Raw genomic sequence first — 17,444 nt, 5'->3', positions numbered from 1 at the left:
TTTCTTGACTGGGCACCAAGGCTGGCGCCCTGAATTTCAAAACCCGCTTGAACCCAAGCAGAAGGCAAATGCGAGAAAGAGCAAATTTCTCATCGACAATTTATCGATAAAATGTAAACATAAAATCACAAAACATCAGAGTACGGATCGACTGCCGAAAATCGCGTGGTCGCTCGCGATGGCGGAATTATTAGGAAATCGGAGGAGTGCACATGACGGCCAAGTGGGATTTCTGGATCGACCGGGGCGGAACTTTCACCGACATTGTCGGACGGGCCCCGGACGGAACATTGCATCCGCACAAAGTCCTGTCGGAGAATCCCGAAGCCTATCGGGACGCGGCCATTCAGGGGATCCGCGAGTTGCTCGGCATCGTTCAGGGCGCACAGATCCCCCCGGACATGATCGCGACCGTGAAAATGGGAACGACCGTCGCCACCAATGCCCTTCTGGAACGCAAGGGAGAACGCACCGCTCTCCTGATCACCCGGGGGTTCCGGGACGCTCTGGAAATCGGTTATCAGGCACGTCCGAATATTTTCGCCAAGGAGATCATCAAGCCGGAACTGCTCTATGAGCGCGTCCATGAGATTTCCGAGCGCATCCGCGCGGACGGTACGCTGGAAATGGCACTTGATGAAGCCGAAGCCCGCCGCGAAATGCAGGCAGTCTGGGATGCAGGCATCCGCTCCATCGCCATCGTGCTGATGCATGCCTATGCCTATCCGGCCCATGAGCAGGCCTTGAAGAAAATCGCACAGGACGTCGGCTTCCCTCAAATTTCAGTATCCCACGAAGTGTCCCCGCTCATGAAGCTGGTTGGACGCGGCGATACCACCGTCGTCGACGCCTATCTCTCACCGATCCTGCGCCGCTACGTGGACCAGGTTCGCGAAGAGCTTGGTAAGGGACCGAGACTGATGTTCATGCAGTCTTCCGGCGGCCTCACGGCCGCAGAGCTCTTCCAGGGCAAGGATGCGATCCTCTCAGGTCCGGCGGGAGGTGTCGTCGGCGCGGTGGAAACTTCGCGCATGGCCGGTTTCGAGAAGATTATCGGCTTCGACATGGGCGGCACGTCCACCGATGTCTGCCACTACGACGGCGACTACGAAAGGGCCTTCGAAACGGAAGTTGCCGGTGTGCGAATGCGCGCACCGATGATGATGATCCACACCGTGGCCGCAGGCGGTGGCTCAATCCTGCACTATTCGGACGGCCGCTTCCAGGTCGGTCCCGATTCCGCCGGAGCAAATCCGGGCCCGGCCTGTTACCGCCGAGGCGGACCGCTGACGGTCACTGACGCCAACCTGATGACCGGCAAACTTTCGCCCGAGTTTTTCCCGAAGATTTTCGGACCCAACCGGGACGAGCCGCTGGACGCGGAAATCGTTTCGAAAAAATTCGCGGAATTGGCTGAAAAGATCGGTGACGGCCGCACACCATCTGAGGTCGCCGACGGCTTCCTGAAGATTGCCGTCGAGAACATGGCCAACGCAATCAAGAAAATATCCGTTCAGCGCGGCTATGATGTGACCGAATATGCGCTGACCTGTTTTGGTGGTGCGGGCGGTCAGACCGGTTGCCGGGTCGCCGACAGTCTCGGCATGAAAACCGTCATTCTGCACCCGTTCTCCGGTATTCTCTCAGCGTATGGAATGGGCCTTGCCGAAATCAGGGCCGACCGTCAGCAGGCCGTGGTCAAGACGCTGAACGAAGATCTGCTCACGGAGCTGTCCACCCTTCGGGACCATCTGGCGAACCAGACAGAAGCAGAACTCGAAAAACAGGAGATTCCGTCCAACGCCAGATCCACGACCGCCACAGCACATCTTCGCTATGAGGGGACGGACACACCGCTCCCCGTTCCTCTCGGCGGCGTTGCCGACATGCGTGCCACCTTCGAACGCGCCCACCATAGTCAATTCGGTTTCGCCTATGACAACAAACCTGTTGTTGTCGAAGCGCTTGAAGTCGAGACGGCCGGCGGTGGCGCGGGTCTCGTGGAGCCCGATCTGAGCCTGTCTTCAGACACCGCCAAGGAGGCCTCCACGACGCGCCTTTATTCTGAGAACGCCTGGCATGACGCCGCGATATTCAAACGTGAAGTCCTCAAACCGGGTATGAAGGTATCCGGACCCGCAGTGATCATTGAGCCGCATGCGACAATTGCCGTTGAAAACGGTTGGCAGGCGGAAATCAACACCAAGGACCACGTCATCCTGAAGCGGGTTGTGCCTCTGAAACAGACCAAGGCCATTGGCACCAAGGCCGATCCTGTCATGCTGGAGGTGTTCAACAACCTGTTCATGTCGATCGCCGAACAGATGGGCGTGACGCTTCAAAACACGGCCTATTCGGTCAACATCAAGGAGCGGCTGGACTTTTCCTGTGCCGTCTTCAACGCCGATGGCGCGCTAGTTGCCAACGCTCCGCACATGCCGGTGCATCTCGGCTCGATGGACCGATCGGTAGAAACAGTCATCAAGCTCAACAAGGGAAAGATCAGACCGGGGGACGTATTTGCCTTGAACGCCCCTTATAATGGCGGAACGCACCTCCCCGACATCACGGTGGTTTCCCCGATGTTCGATGACGAGGGAAAAAAGATACTGTTCTGGGCTGCTTCGCGTGGGCACCATGCAGATGTCGGAGGTTCCGCGCCCGGCTCCATGACACCCCGCGCCACCATCGTAGATGAAGAAGGTGTCCTTTTCGACAATTTCAAGATTGTCGATCAGGGGCATTTCCGGGAAACCGAACTTGTCGAACTTCTTACCGATCACGCCTATCCAGCCAGAAATCCGCACCAGAATGTCGCCGATCTCTCGGCGCAGATTGCAGCCAATGAAAAGGGTATTCAGGAACTCAGGAAGATGGTGACCCATTTCGGACTGGATGTAGTCCAGGCCTATATGAGGCACGTCCAGGACAACGCCGAAGAAAGCGTGCGCCGGGTCATTGAGGCTCTCAAGGATTCCGAATACGAATATCCAACGGATCAGGGCGCGGTGATCAAGGTCAAGATCACGGTCGACAAGGAAAAGCGCGAAGCAACCGTGGATTTCACTGGCACTTCGGACGTGAAGCCCAACAACTTCAATGCGCCTGAGCCGGTAACACGTGCCGCAATCCTCTATTGTTTCCGCGTTATGGTGGACGGTGATATCCCCATGAATGCCGGTTGCCTGAAACCGATCCATATCGTCATTCCCGACGGCTGCATGCTGCGGCCGACCTACCCGGCTGCGGTTGTCGCCGGTAATGTGGAGACCTCGCAGCATGTCACCAACGCGGTCTTCGCGGCACTTGGTGCCATGGCCAACGCCCAGGGAACGATGAACAATCTGACTTTCGGCAACGAGACCTATCAGTATTACGAAACCATCTGCTCAGGCTCGCCGGCAGGGCCCGGCTTCAATGGCACAGATGGTGTTCACACTCATATGACCAATTCCCGTCTGACGGATCCGGAAGTGCTGGAATTCCGCTTCCCGGTGCTTCTGGAAGACTTTCACATCCGCAAGGGGTCTGGCGGTAAGGGCAAGTGGCCGGCCGGGGACGGCACCCGGCGGACCTTGCGGTTCCTGGAAAGGATGGACTGCGCCATCCTGGCGTCCCATCGAACCGTACCGCCCAAAGGTCTCAAAGGCGGATCAGACGGGCAACTCGGCCGGACAGAGGTCCGGCGGACTGGCGGGACGATCGAGAAACTTGAAGGTTGTGACCAGACCGTTCTGGAAGCCGGTGAAGCGGTGACCGTCGTTACACCGACGGCAGGTGGCTGGGGACAATTCTGAGCACTGTCCGATCACTGCTCACAAGGCTAACGGCAAGCCGCACCACAAGGTGCGGCTTGCATAATTTTTACCGAGCGACTCAACTTTAAGCTGGGAATTGCACCTCTGCGCAGGCAGTTGCACTGATTATGAGCAGATGCTCAAGAGAAACGCGCAATCTTGTCGCTGTAAATACTACTTATACGAGTGTTTTTCCGCAATCTGAGCAAAGTCTTTACCATTTCTTCAACCCGATACTACTTAAGATTGGGGTCATCGAGATCCGAACTCAGTAGAACCCCTGGACGGTTGAGGTTTCCCGAATGCAAGTTTCAAATCCGGTTTTAAATACTGTCGCTGGCAAAATTCTCGTACTTGTTGCGCTACTTTGCTCCGGCCTCGTAGTTGTGGCCGCGGTTGCCATTTACCAGATGAATGCAATCGGGAAGGAACTCGCCAACATCGCCGAAAAGGACATCCCGCTGACGGAGGCGATCAGTCATGTGACCAGTCATCAGTTGGAGCAGGCAGCGCTTGTTGAACGGATCGTACGTATCGCAGGGATTCATTCCGAGAATGAAGCAACGGCACTCCATTCGCTGAAAGAAACATTGCATAAACTGGAAATCCAGGTGGGTGAAGAGATCCTGAAAGCCGAAAAATTGGCTCAACACGCCCTGGACCACTCAACCACCGAAGTGGAGCGCAAGGAGTTTCAGCTAGCCGTCGAGCAATTGAAGCGCATCGAGGCCGAATACGCACAGTACAAGGCCCATGTTGACGAAATCCTGCATCTTATAGAAATAAACGAACTCGCGGAGGCGGGCAATCTGCTCATGGTCATGGAAGAGGAACAGGATCGGCTTGATCATGAACTCGTCGCACTGCTGGAGGAAATCGAGCGTTTCACGCATGCTGCGGCAATCGCCGCCGAGAAACACGAAAAACAGGCACTCAGGCAAATCATCTTCACCGCCGTGGCGACTTTCGTCTTGTGCGGCCTGGGAGCATTGCTTTTTGCGCGGTTCATGATCTCGAAACCGCTCGGCCGGGTCTCCAACGGCCTGCTCGAACTTGCCAAGGGCAACACAGAAGTGGAGGTCCATGTCCGGTCCAGGGACGAAATCGGCAAAGTTGCCGAAGCGTTTGAGACGTTCCGCGTGAACACGATCGAAATGAAACGTCTCCAGGAGCAGGCGCGTGACGAGGAAATACAGGCCGAGACCGATCGCAGAGAAACGCGCCTCAGGTTAGCGGACCAGTTGGAAAACCTGCTGATGTCGAGTTGCGACACGGTGACCAGCGCCCTGCAGGAACTTGCAGACAGGGCGGACCAGCTTGCAAGAAACAGCCAGGAAACCGAGGAACGCGCCAATACGGTTTCCGCAGCAGCGCACCAGGCAACAACGAGCGCTCAGTCCGTCGCTTCGGCGTCAGAGGAACTGGCCAGCTCTATTCAGGAAATCAGCCGCCAGATCTCCTTGGCCAATACGTCTACATCACAAACGTCTGAACAGGCACAAACGTCCAGTGCCACGGTCGGAAGCCTTTCCGCCTCGGCTGACGAGATCAACGAAGTCCTGAAACTCATCAGCGACATCGCCGCTCAAACCAATCTACTGGCACTGAATGCAACCATCGAGGCGGCCAGAGCAGGCGAAGCAGGCAAGGGGTTTGCCGTCGTGGCATCAGAAGTAAAGGCGCTCGCGAACCAGACCGGCCAGGCGACCGGTCAAATAGGGTCGCAGTTGAGTGGCGTCCAGTCCGGCGCCGCCTCCTGTTCCCAGTCCATTACGACTGTCGTCAATTCCATGACTGACATCAGGAACCAGATATCCGGCATCGCTTCAGCAATCGAGGAACAGAATGCGGTCACTTCGGAAATAGCGATGAATGTGAATCATGTGGCCAGTGGTAGCGAAGACATTTCCCAGAACATTTCCGAAGTGAACCGGGCTGCCCGGACCTCGGGCCAACAGGTGAAAGAAGTGGTTGGCCGGATACAGGAGGTCTCCAATCAGATCGGCACCATCCGTGAAGGCCTCGGCGACTTCCTCGGGCACCTGCGCGCTGCCTGAAGCTTTCCCATAAGGCCGAGCAAGGATAGATCGAAACAGCTGTCGCGGCTATCGGATTGAGACTGAGCAATGGCCGCCGTTTTGGCGGCCATTTTCAGAGCGTCTCTTATTCAGGCCCTCTATGCGTTGCGCGCCTGCAGAGCAAGAGCAACCAGCGTTGGCCGCAGGTCCTTCGGATCGCTAAGCGGTTCGGTGTACCAGAGCCGCGCAGTCCGGTCTCCCGCGACAAGATCCAACCCTTCCGGATCGAGACACGCCAGCCGCCAATTGGCGGCTTCCGCTTTGCACAGCACTTCGGCATAAAGCTTAATGGCATCCCGGTGATCATCGTTCATATGGGCGACCGCGCCGGCTTCAAATGCCGCCCATTGCTCAGGATCGTCCATCGATGTCTGCAGGTCCTCTTGCTCCAACTCGAAAGCCTTACCGAAACCACCGTTCAAGCTGGCGCGCAAAAGCTCCAGCCTGAAGAACGAAAAGTCCCCGAAATCGACATAAAGCTGAGACTTGGGATGACGTGCCAGGTAGCGCGCGCGCAAACGTTCGTGGACACGGCTTCCCCGTTCAACAGGTAGTGCATTGCAGAAAAGTGAAGTCCGCGGGTGTGCCACGGGGTCGCCCTTGCCGGGTTCGCCAACAAGCAGCGAACAGGCAGGTGTCTGCAAAATCGCTGCGGTATGACCGGACAATGTACTTGTGAGAATAACCGGCGTTCCATCGAGATCCGTCGCGACGGAAACCCGGCTGGCCATCGGATGCCCCGATTCGGCTTCTATCGCCGCAAGAGCGCCGAACCTCGCAGAGCGGATCAGCCCCTTGGCCAGCAGACGAGCATCGTCATTTGTCGGACGGATAACGGATTTTGTTTCTTTGTCCACGTCGTTCCGATTCTCCATTAGTCCTTCTGATTGCCGGCGTTAACAGCAACGGTTATTCAACGGAGCATTAGACGGCAATTCCCTCGGCGGGAATCTGAACACCAGATGAACGAGCATCTCAGAACGCGTTCAGACCGCATGTGCAAATCTCTCAATATCAGCTACGGCGCCATTCACAAACAAGCGCGGGCCATTGGAGAAAGACGATGAACAACACAAGCAAACGCATTATCGCCGCCGCCCTGACAGGCGTACTTGTTCTGCCGACAATCGCAACCGCAGAAGCAGGACCAAGAAACGGTTGGAATGACAACCGCGGCGGCCACAACCAGCACAATCGGTCGCACAGAGAGCAAAAAGGACACAAGAATCGCTCGAACAAACACAACAATCAGGGACACAAGAAACACGGAAACAACGGCAATCTGGGTGCAGCCGTCGCCGCTGGTGTCATCGGCCTTGCCGCTGGTGCTATCCTGCTAGGTGCGACCAGCCAGCCGAGCTACGCCGCTCCCCCGCCCGTCAACTACTATCCGTCCACGCCACATCCCGGTCGAGTACACGGAGCTGCAGGATACCAGCCGTGGAGCCCCGCCTGGTATCAGTATTGTTCCTCAAAATTCCGGTCCTTCAATTCGTCGACCGGTACCTATACCACCTATGGCGGCGAACAGCGTTTCTGCCAATAGGCTGGAAGGGCAGCAAAGCCCATAGCCCGCGAGGTTGCGGCAACAAGCGACAGGCCAGCCAACTGGCCAAGCGCTTGTTGCCGCATTTTCTCTGGTTCAGCACCCATCTAGTCGGCCATCGTCTCGATGGAGGCAAAGCTCTCGGGCGCTTCGCCCGCATCGAACGGCGTGCTGACTTCGATCACCTTGTCCGGATAAAACCCGTTGAACCGCGTCCTCAATGACAGGCTGTACGCGCCGATATGGCCAATCTCGATCCAGTCTCCCGTATCGACCGTTTCCGGTAGCCAGAACGGCCGGGACAGAATATCCACACTGTCACAGGTCGCACCACAGACCTTGAACGGTACTATCTTGTCCGCTTGGCCTGACCGCGTTTTCCGGGCTGGATCCGGGATAAACCGCGCCGGCAATGTGATTTTGCCGGTCCAACTGTCCGAGAGGGAAGCCCAGATGCCATCATTGATGTAAAGGCGGCGTCCCTTTTTCAGAAGAACACGAACGATCAGGGAAATCGACCTTGCAACGATGACCCTCCCGGGTTCGGCCACGAGCGGCAGATCGTCAAATTGCCAATCGGTAATATCCGACTTTAACTGCGCCATGAGCTCATCGAGCGATGGCATTTCCCGAAACTTTCGTCGCGGATCGTGGCCGTAGACAGCCGGAAAGCCGCCGCCGACGTCCAGCGCAACGATTGGCACCCCTGACCGTGATCTGATCCAGTCTGCCGAAGCCAGGGCTCGTTCATAGGTCTCGGGTTCTTCAATCTGGCTGCCGACATGAAAACACAGACCGCATTTGAATCCGATGCGGTCGATGCGTTGCAAGAGTTCGACCGCATGACCAGGTGCTGCACCGAATTTCTTCGACAGCTCATAGGCAGCATGGCCTTTGGTGGCGATGCGCACAAACAGCGTGATTGTGCCCGGATCTATATCGAGAGCCCGCACAATCCGCAGAATCTTGGCTACTTCGTCTTCGTGATCCAGGGAGAGTGTACGGATGCCGAATTGTTCAAGGGCGAGCCGGATATCTGATTGGGCCTTGATCGGATGCATGTAGAGCAATTCGGCCTTGGGAGCGGCCTTGCGGACGGCGGCAAATTCAGCCGGAGAAGCGACATCAAAACAATCGATGCCGGATTTGGCGATCGCGTCCAGCACGAATGGTTCCCCGTTGGTTTTCACCGCATATGCGGTCTTGCCGGGAAAAAGCTCCTGAAACTGCCTCGCGTCCTGTCGCAAAACCTCAGGCCGAAAACAGTAAATCGGCTGATCTGGCCGGAGATCCAGTGCGGCTTCAACGGCACTCGTATATCGTTCCATCAAGGTTTCCGGCGTTTGCGGTCGTTGTCTCGAATGGAACAAGCTTGCAGATGATTTGCAAGCCATGATTGAGTTCATTGGCAGATAATATAAGTACAGTCCTGACCGTGGCAGCCGGTATCCAGATGGAAATGAGAACGATGGTCGGGGTCGGCGTCCGGACCGAGTACTGTCGTGAAGCGTTTGCAGGCCTTGGCATGAATTGCCTTCAGGAACCTCCCCTTTTCGGTCTTGGCACCCCAGTCCTTTTCAACGGAAACGTCTGATCTGTCAGCCAGCTGAAACTGAGCGATGTCAATGGCCATACCCAACGCGTGCTCCGACAGTTTTCCGTCCGGCCGGTTGTTCCGCCGGCGGCACTGGTACCCCGGACCGCTCGCCACGACGGCGACCGGACTGTCGAATGCGCGTTCAGCTTCGGGAAGAACATCCTGTCTCAGCCAGCCAGTCAGAACCTTGGCGAACTCGCACGAGACTGTTACTGGAGCAGAAAACTTCGCCACATCCCCCCCCCTCACAACACCGGAAAGTCTGACCGGATCCGCAATCCCGCAGCCGTCATGTCTACCGCCGGCGACCGGTTCGGCCACATCCAGCAAAGCTCCTGGAATGACACATGCTGCAAGTGCTTTGGACCGGACACCTGGAGTTTTTCCGGGGCTATCCGGAGCCTGTGGCTTGGTGGGGGGCGTGTCGACCCCCTCCAGAAACGGTTCCTGTTGCATTGTCGCCAACGGTTTGGCTTCCGGGACAGCTTCCCCCACCGCTAGCGCGGGGAGACCAAAGAATGTCCCTGCCAGAACGACACAGCGGAGCTTAGAGACAAGCCGCATATTCCACCATCTTCCAACCATTGAACCCCAGCTTCGCTTGCTTGTATAATCCTCAACAGCAGACCAAATTTCGCCAACTAAACCTGCGGGATCCCCATGACGCTAGAATTATATTCCGCCTATATTGTTGCAACACTGATCCTGTTGGCCATTCCCGGACCAACTGTGATGCTTGTTGTAAGCTATGCCCTGACCCAGGGTCGGAAATCGGCCCTCGCAAGCGTGTTGGGTGTAGGATTGGGCGATGCGACGGCGGCAACCGCATCTCTCCTCGGTCTGGGTGCCATTTTGGCTGCCTCCACCACTGCATTTGCAGCGCTCAAATGGATCGGGGCAATTTATCTTATCTGGCTCGGCATCAGAATGTGGCGTAGCCGCCCCGTCGCACTTGGCGCGCATAAAGTTGCAGATATACCTGCCTGGAAGATCTTCTGGCATGCCTACTTTGTTACCGCGCTCAACCCGAAGGGCATAGTATTTTTCATGGCGTTTCTGCCGCACTTCATCGCACCCCAGGCCCCTGTCGTTCCCCAACTGACACTACTGGGAGTTACATTCGTGATCTTGGGTATTTTCAATGCTGCGATTTATGCTCTTGCAGCGGCGGCCGTTGGCCGAAAGCTGCGAAGTCCGTCTCTTCTGCGGATGGTCAACAAGGTGGGGGGCGGATTTCTGATTTCCGCGGCGGCCATGACCGCTACGTTGCAGCGAACGGCGGGATAGGCATCACTCGGAGGAGGAATTTCGGCTGGACGCGAAAGGGATCTTTTTCTTGGCAACTGCTTCACCTGGCTCTGCCTTCTCATCGCCGATTTTAAGGCCGAACGAGGCACCGGACTGCTTCAGAACCTCAAGCGATCTCTTTGCACCTTCCTCGCCAAGGGCTGCATAGCGCTGGATGGCAGCGTTCAGTTCAAGACCACCAATACGAAGTCGCCTGGCACGCATCGTGAGGATTTCTTTGTAAGCCTCCGCAGGGACTCCGTTTGCCTTGCAGAGTATGATCAATGGCTTGTCACTTGTACTAAACAACAGCTGAGACACCGCTGCGGGCGGAAGTTGACTGACTTTAGCCAGCAACATTCCCAATTCCGCCGTTCGGTCGGACCGAGAGAAAAGGATCACGGCATCACCGATTTTCGCTTTTTTGCTGACAACATCCTGAATCAGGGTGTTGGATTGCTCCCGCGCTTCTTCAAGCTTCTGGGAACGAGCAGCCACTTCGTTGGCGGCCCTCCGCGCCAGCAACTGGACAAGCGTGTTGTCGGCACCGAGCGCGGCGACCCGCTCTTTCAGTTCTTCCGTCAGAAACGGCAGCAAGGCATCGGCAGCTTCTTCAGTCAAATCCGAACGGTCAATGAGCGTAGCTTGGATTTTTGTGTTGGTTCTGGCTTTTTCAATCAGTTTCAGAAAGGAAGCATCGGAAAAGTGAGCTCCCTTGTTTTCAGTAACCTTGTTCAGAACACTTTCATCACCCCGATCGACCAACACGGATGTAGTTGACTTGTCGATGGAGGTTCGGCCCGCGATGACGCCAAGATGTTCCATAGAGACTGTCTTGGCTATGTTCGTCAGGTCCTCGGAGGTTAGTACGGGAGACTTTTCCAGAACTGGCTCGGCAACGACCAGGGTATCCTGGGCCAATTTAATCATCAGTTCATGCGGCGCGCCTTTTTCCGCGCACATCCTCTTGGACAGGATGATTCGGGTTTCCTCCTCCAACTGCCCAAGAACCTTAAGGACGATATCACCGAAAAGCAGACTGATTTGTTCATCTCTGTCATCGCCTGCGCTTACAAACAGATCCGTCAGCATGCAGATCAGGCTTTTTCGGCCTGCAGCGCTGTGATCTCTTGCCAAAGCAGCGAGTTTGCTAAGATTGAACATTAACACTCCAACGCGTTCATCGCGTATGAGCGGGAACTATAGCAACACCCTGTTAATATTAGGCTACCGCCAAATTCACCGATTTTCTGAGGATTTCTTTCGTTCTACGGGCTCAAAAAGATTGCGAACGCGGTCGCAGACAAATCGATGGTCAGAAAAACCTTAACCTGTCTGAACCAGAAATGCGTGCTCTTCAAAAGCGCAGGGACTGTTTTCTATCAATGCCTTAATTAACAAATCTTGAAGGAGCGCAACTCAAGAGCGCATAGTACGCTTTGCACTGCAGCATCTTTTTTTCTTCGTTTCCCGGAATGGCTGCCTTAATATCGGTCCGTCAAACAGAGGTAATCGGGAGCGCGCAGATGATCCTTTCACGGAACCTGAATATGATTGCCTTCCTTGCAGCCCTTGCTTTTCTGGCTGCCATTGTGGTGGGCGTGATCTGACCCAATCTGAAAATAGATAAACAATTCAAGTCGATACCAGTTTTTCGGCTAAAAAAATCCGCAACAAACAGAATAATAAAAAACGATCCCGGCCCGGTGCACCAGAAGGTGCAGGCGGGAAGCGGAAGCGATTTATCGGTCGACCAAGAACCTTGACCGTTCCCCATCATCCCAACAGTCTGTGCCCTGGTGTTGATATTCCAACTCTCGTTCCGCAACAGCAACCGCAATCATAGATTGAATTCACAACAATACGGCAAGCGGCGCTGGGACATGGCAGAAACAGACAATTGCCTTGATCCGAGAACGCGCACCCAGATCAACAGCCGTTTGTTCGCCAGTGGGATGCTCTGAAGACTGGGAACATCAGAAATAAGCCCCAACAAGTTGACCTTGTTGAGGCTCAACAATTAGGCTGCAAGTTCACGCGTTTGCGCCAGTGCAGCGTCCTGATTGGCAGGATCCATCATCAGCTGATCGGCGGCAATCACGGTGACATCAGTTACGCCGACAAATCCGAGCATATGTTTCAGGTAATTAATGGCGAAGTCGATTTCCGAGCCTACTTTGGTCCCTCCGGAAGCGACTGCCAGGTAAGCTTTCTTGCCTTCAAGAAGCCCAACCGGACCGCTCTCTGTGTACTTGAATGTTTCTTTTGCCCGCGCGATCAGATCAACCCAGGCTTTGAGAGCGGCAGGGATCGAAAAGTTATAAATGGGCACACCAATCACTATGGTGTCCGCAGCTTTCAGCTCTGCAACAAGTGTGTCGGACAGCGCCAGCTTAAGCCTTTGCTCCGTCGTTCGCTCAGAAGGGTCGGTGAAGTTTGCACCAACCCATTCTTCGTCCAGAAAAGGCAGATTTTGCGAAACGTCACGGATCAGAACTTTCGCAGTCGGAGAGCTTGTCAAAAGCTGCGTTGCAATGGCACCTGTCAGCTCGCGCGTTACCGAGCCTGATTTTCTGGCCGAAGCATCAATTTGAAGGATTACAGGATTGCTCATGGGTATCTCCAAAAATGGCAACCGTTTCCGGTTATTTCGTATGTGAATTGGAGATAGTCGCGCCAAATGCGACGCACTAGTTGTATTCTAGTGAACAGTGTGTAGCCACCGACTGCATCTTTCTCTGGTTGACCGTACGAACAGACCTGATCACCGCGGCAGGGAAAGTCGGCTCTCAACAATACCATCGAAGTTGATGAAAACCTGAGAGCAAAGGCGCGGGTGCCAGAAAATCAAATTGGTAAAAACATCTATTGACTCCGTCTCTCCACTCGGTTGAGCGTATCTGCGAAATCTGTTTTGAATTCGCCTAAATCACCCGAGACCGGCCCTTGAAAATATCGAGAACTCTCGCTCATGGTTCCCACATCACACCGGAAAAAATCTTGTAAAGACCGGCCAAAGCAAAGGCGCCTATTACAGTATTTATGAACTTCACCTTGACGCTGGAGGTTCCTTTTCGGAGGTCGCGTAGGAAGTGCATGTCCTTCTGTGCCTCCAGTGGGTGTTCAGTATCGACACCGAGCGCACGAAGAACTTCCCACGCTCCTTCCCGTCCGCCTTCCTTGCCGCCCAAACGGGCGATCTCTCGCATCTCGTCCTCAGTCACCACGATCTCCTGCGAAGCCGGCGTTGATTTCATCATACCAGCCGGCGCAACGCAGCACGCGGGCATTTGCCCGGCCCAAGGCTCGATCGCTTCGAAGCAGCGCCACGTCCAGTGGGTCTCCTGTCCGGGTGCCGGAACGCTCTTCTTTCCGGCAATCGGACGGATAATTCGGCAGCCTCTTTTCCACCTCAAGGCGGCCAGTTTGTTCTCCCAGCACCTTCACACGTCCGTCAACGGTTCCGCAGGCGCTCAGCAAGGCCAGGCTTAACAACGCAGTTATCCTCAACGGTCGAGACATAGTGCTCAAGCTCCTGTTCGGCGGCCTCCGCTTCGGCGAGGGCCTTTTCGATTTCGGTATGCAATTGGCGCCGGGCCGTGTCGGCAATCGCTTGCCGGTGTGCGAGCACCTCCAACTGCTTCTGTGCTGCGATCAGCTCGATCTGCCTCACATAGCCTTCACGCGCGGCCCTCACCGCATTGGATCTGTCAGCCTTGTGCCACACAAAAAAGCCGCCCGAGACGGCGGCCAGTATGATGAGCATTCGGAGTGCTCGGCTCTGGAGCACACCTCCAAAAATCATGGCTATCATCCCCGGGCCCCTTCACGGCAAAGCTCATGCTCCGCCGCCCTGCGATTCACCAGACCCACAATCTTTCGTCCACCGGCCTTGTTGAACCACGTCGCCGCATCACAGGCACCCTCGACATCGCCCCTGTTCAGCCGCCTCACTGCGGTGGATTGGCAGAAAGCCCTGACGCCAATGTTGTATGTCAGGCTGACAAACGCAACATAGGAACGGTCAGGAATGCTGTCCGGCCTCTTCAGGCACTTGCGCATCCCTGCTTCGTGTACCTTGAGCGAAGCCAGCAGCATGGCACCGCATTCGCCCTTCGTGTGCCGATCCCCAAGCTTGACCCCGAGGGTTTCACCGTAACAAATCGTGGGTACACCAACGATATCGCGGTAGGCAGTCAGCCGCAGGCCTTCCCAGACCCCGACCAGCGCAATGGCGGCCGCACCAACAGCACCCGCCAAACGAGTCTTACGTCCCATATTTCATGTCCTTCTGCGCGAGGATGCGGGCGAAGATCGCACCCGCTGTTGCAAGAGCCGACAGCGCGGCCATTCTTCCCGGCGAGATGAAATCACCCAAGAAGGGCAGCGCCACCTCCGCGCTTGAAAACAGCGCTGCAAACACGATCAGTCGAACGCTCCACGCCCGTTTCAGGACGCAGCGCCAGTCAGAAACAATTGTCATTAAGCATCTTTCATGCACAAAAAAACCGCCTAATGGCGAGATAAACATAGAGATCGTCGCGAGATTCCGGACAAGTTGCTAAGCTGTAGCAGCTAATACCAAGCGCCTTATAGTGTGACTCATTTTAGGCTTTGAACCGCACCGGGTTTGCCGGAGGCCAATTGGTTTAAGTTATGCGGCCACGGCCGGTTGATCCAGCGCGGCGTAGTATTGTTCCTCTGCTTCAGCCGGAGGGATGTTTCCTATCGGCTCCAGAAGACGGCGGTAGTTGAACCAGTCGACCCATTCCAGGGTGGCAAACTCGACGGATTCGAAGTTTCGCCACGGCCCCCGGCGATGAATGACCTCGGCCTTGTAAAGCCCGTTGATCGTTTCTGCGAGAGCGTTGTCATAGCTATCGCCGACGCTTCCGACAGAAGGCTCGATACCAGCCTCGGTCAGCCGCTCCGAATACCTGATCGATACGTATTGGACGCCCCTGTCCGAGTGGTGTACGAGGCCGCCGTCATGAACGGGACGTCGATCATGAAGTGCTTGCTCCAGGGCATCGAGAACGAAGGACGCATGCGCTGTTCGGCTGACACGCCAGCCGACGATACGCCGGGCAAACGCGTCGATAACGAAGGCGACATAGACAAAACCTTGCCAGGTGGCCAGTGGAGTAAGAAGCGCAGAAGCGCTTCTCCTCCCCGAACCGTACGTGCACCTTTCAGCGCATACGGCTCTCCATTCAAGCTTGGCCCATGGCCATAGCAACGTCATGGTAGTGCGACGTGACGGTACTGCGGTCTTCGATCCGGAAGATGTATGGGTTTTCCCACCGGAATTGCGCCTTGGGGCTTGAGACAAGCCGTTTCAACGCTTTTCCGACGGGGTCACCGCGTTCATTGCGACCAAACACGAGCCAGGTTTTCGCCTTGCCCGGTTCCGGGGCCCTGAACCATTTCCGCATCAAGGGTTTGATGCGGGATCGGTATTTGTGCCCCAGCCAATGCGCCATTTTCCAGAACACGACATGATCGATGCGCCGGAAGACGTACGCCGTGAAGTCGGTGAACTTGTAGAACGCCGCCCATCCCACCAATTGGCGGTTCAGGCCAGCGATCATGTCGACCGTACTGACACTATGATTGCCGGATAAGGTTTCGGTCAGTCTGCGAACAAACCCCTTGGCCTTTTCCTTGGGTATCGTCGTGACGACGGACATCCGTCCGTGTGCCCCTCGCTTGCGAATGATCCGGTGCCCCAGAAAGACGAAGCCGTCATTGACGTGTGTGACATGGGTCTTCTCCATGTTCAGCGTCAACTTCAACTCACCTTCCAGAAACGCCCGGCACTCCTCGCGGATTTCCTCTGCCTGGGCTCTGGTTCCCTTTACGATCACGACAAAGTCGTCAGCGTATCGTCAATAGGCAACAGCCGGTTTCCATTGCCGGTTCTCACGAACCGTAATGGGGCGGCCCTGCTGGATGCCGAAGTTCCATGCCCAGCGATCCTTGCGGGCCTTCTTGTTCAGGTATTTCGCCTCCAGCCACATATCAAACTCGTGGAGCATGATGTTGGACAGGAGCGGTGACAGAACGCCACCTTGCGGAACACCCTCGCTTGAGGCCATAAACAGGCCACGGTCAATGTGCCCTGCTTTCAAGAACCGATAGAGAAGATCGACGAACCGTCCGTCCTGCACCCGTCGCCGCACACATCTCAGAAGCAGCCGATGATGGACCGTGTCGAAGTAGCTGGCCAGATCACCTTCGATGATCCAGCGGCCCTTCGTTCCACCTCCATCCTGTAGCTGTATCCTCACGGTGCGGACGGCATGATGCACGCTGCGTTCCGGCCGGAAGCCATAGGACAAACGATGGAAATCGCTCTCCCAGACCGGCTCCATGGCCATCAGCATGGCGCGTTGAACGATGCGATCCGTCAGGGTCGGAATACCCAGTGGTCGTAGCTTGCCGTTGGATTTCGGGATATAGATGCGCTTGACCGGCTGGGGGCGATAACTATCCTCCAGCAGGCTTGTCCGCAGGCCGTCCAGATGCTCATCCAGCTTGACCTGCAGTCGTTGCTTGTCCATTCCGTCGATGCCCGGTGTTCGTGCGCCACTCGACGCAAGAACCATCCGAGCGGCCTCGGCAAGCCATTCCCGATTGGCAATCAGCCGAAGAAGCCGATCAAACCTTCGGTTCGGATCGCTCTCGGCCCATGTTGCGAGCTTGTGCTGCATTTCACTGATTATCAAAGGTCTTCACCTCGCTTGGTCAGATAGTTTGCACTTCAAGCAGTTTGAACTGTTCCCCTTCGCCATGTGATGGGCTTTCCCCATCCCGGACTACTACGGGAACTCCGCCAGCATGATGGACATCAGGGTCAACTCCCTTGCGACGCAATACTTCGTTGTCATTCCATCATGCCTTCCCTCGTTCATATGCTGGACGTCAGCGTATTGGTGAGGTTGCCGGTCGCAGTCTTTTCCCTTGCGTTCCGCAAGTCGATGCCGATGTCATGGTCTGGCTGCCTTCTCCCCATGACCCCATACGGGCGACCTACATATACGACCGTATTCGGATGCCGCCGACTTACGTGTCCGGCAGCTTCATCAGCATTCCGCCTGTTAAGCCGTGTAGGCGAAGGCGACATTCCAGCCCTCAGA

Annotated in this window: 13 protein-coding genes and 2 pseudogenes; 4 read left to right on the top strand and 11 right to left on the bottom strand. The window is 55.8% G+C overall.

The window, feature by feature from the left end; genetic code table 11:
- Positions 1–212: 212 nt before the first annotated feature.
- Both OA90_RS25880 and OA90_RS25875 read left to right on the top strand, forming a co-directional pair.
- Positions 213–3,797, top strand: coding sequence for a hydantoinase B/oxoprolinase family protein (locus OA90_RS25880; RefSeq protein WP_068419703.1), 3,585 nt, complete (start codon positions 213–215; stop codon positions 3,795–3,797).
- A 410-nt stretch (positions 3,798–4,207) separates the two neighbouring features.
- The gene (locus OA90_RS25875; RefSeq protein WP_208986305.1) at positions 4,208–5,854 is read left to right on the top strand and encodes a HAMP domain-containing methyl-accepting chemotaxis protein; all 1,647 of its coding nucleotides are present in this window, start codon (positions 4,208–4,210) and stop codon (positions 5,852–5,854) included.
- Positions 5,855–5,973: 119 nt separating this feature from the next.
- Here OA90_RS25875 and OA90_RS25870 read toward each other — a convergent pair whose 3' ends face one another.
- Positions 5,974–6,732 carry a DUF2470 domain-containing protein gene (locus OA90_RS25870; protein WP_347876844.1) on the bottom strand — a complete coding sequence of 253 codons (759 nt, stop codon included), beginning with the start codon at positions 6,730–6,732 and terminating at the stop codon, positions 5,974–5,976.
- A gap of 206 nt (positions 6,733–6,938) precedes the next feature.
- Here OA90_RS25870 and OA90_RS25865 point away from each other — a divergent pair, with 206 nt between their 5' ends.
- Positions 6,939–7,421 carry a BA14K family protein gene (locus OA90_RS25865; protein ID WP_068419697.1) on the top strand — a complete coding sequence of 161 codons (483 nt, stop codon included), beginning with the start codon at positions 6,939–6,941 and terminating at the stop codon, positions 7,419–7,421.
- Between the two features lie 107 nt (positions 7,422–7,528).
- Here OA90_RS25865 and OA90_RS25860 read toward each other — a convergent pair whose 3' ends face one another.
- Entirely contained in the window at positions 7,529–8,749 is a 1,221-nt protein-coding gene (locus OA90_RS25860) for an alanine racemase (protein WP_068419695.1), read from the bottom strand.
- 74 nt (positions 8,750–8,823) lie between these two features.
- A complete protein-coding gene (locus tag OA90_RS25855; protein ID WP_068419693.1) occupies positions 8,824–9,582 on the bottom strand; it encodes an extensin family protein in 759 nt (252 codons plus the stop codon).
- Between the two features lie 96 nt (positions 9,583–9,678).
- Between OA90_RS25855 and OA90_RS25850 the strand changes: the two genes are divergently transcribed.
- Positions 9,679–10,305, top strand: a complete 627-nt coding sequence (locus OA90_RS25850; protein WP_068419691.1) for a LysE family translocator — start codon at positions 9,679–9,681, stop codon at positions 10,303–10,305.
- A gap of 3 nt (positions 10,306–10,308) precedes the next feature.
- Here OA90_RS25850 and OA90_RS25845 read toward each other — a convergent pair whose 3' ends face one another.
- From OA90_RS25845 to ltrA, 8 genes and pseudogenes are all read right to left on the bottom strand, one after another.
- The gene (locus tag OA90_RS25845; RefSeq protein ID WP_068419689.1) at positions 10,309–11,469 is read right to left on the bottom strand and encodes a DUF2336 domain-containing protein; all 1,161 of its coding nucleotides are present in this window, start codon (positions 11,467–11,469) and stop codon (positions 10,309–10,311) included.
- Between the two features lie 856 nt (positions 11,470–12,325).
- Positions 12,326–12,919, bottom strand: a complete 594-nt coding sequence (locus tag OA90_RS25840; RefSeq protein WP_068419687.1) for an NAD(P)H-dependent oxidoreductase — start codon at positions 12,917–12,919, stop codon at positions 12,326–12,328.
- A gap of 355 nt (positions 12,920–13,274) precedes the next feature.
- Positions 13,275–13,529 carry a hypothetical protein gene (locus tag OA90_RS25835; RefSeq protein WP_156510661.1) on the bottom strand — a complete coding sequence of 85 codons (255 nt, stop codon included), beginning with the start codon at positions 13,527–13,529 and terminating at the stop codon, positions 13,275–13,277.
- A gap of 230 nt (positions 13,530–13,759) precedes the next feature.
- On the bottom strand, positions 13,760–14,119 hold the full coding sequence (locus OA90_RS25830; RefSeq protein ID WP_068419683.1) for a hypothetical protein: 360 nt from the start codon (positions 14,117–14,119) through the stop codon (positions 13,760–13,762).
- Positions 14,116–14,583 (bottom strand): lysozyme, encoded by a 468-nt coding sequence (locus OA90_RS25825; protein WP_068419681.1) that lies wholly within the window; start codon positions 14,581–14,583, stop codon positions 14,116–14,118. The genes OA90_RS25830 and OA90_RS25825 overlap by 4 nt, the downstream gene beginning before the upstream one ends.
- Positions 14,573–14,788, bottom strand: coding sequence for a hypothetical protein (locus tag OA90_RS25820; RefSeq protein ID WP_068419679.1), 216 nt, complete (start codon positions 14,786–14,788; stop codon positions 14,573–14,575). Before OA90_RS25820 ends, OA90_RS25825 begins: the two co-directional genes overlap by 11 nt.
- Before the next feature lie 171 nt (positions 14,789–14,959).
- Positions 14,960–15,451: pseudogene (locus tag OA90_RS25815) on the bottom strand (IS3 family transposase); the annotation flags it as partial.
- 67 nt (positions 15,452–15,518) lie between these two features.
- Positions 15,519–17,033: pseudogene (gene ltrA, locus OA90_RS29875) on the bottom strand (group II intron reverse transcriptase/maturase).
- Between the last annotated feature and the right edge of the window lie 411 nt (positions 17,034–17,444).

Origin of the sequence: Labrenzia sp. OB1 (assembly GCF_001624695.1) — a bacterium.
Taxonomy (GTDB): Bacteria; Pseudomonadota; Alphaproteobacteria; order Rhizobiales; family Stappiaceae; genus Roseibium.
Note: the sequence above shows the minus strand (reverse complement) of the source record. Positions and strands in the feature narration are given on the sequence as shown.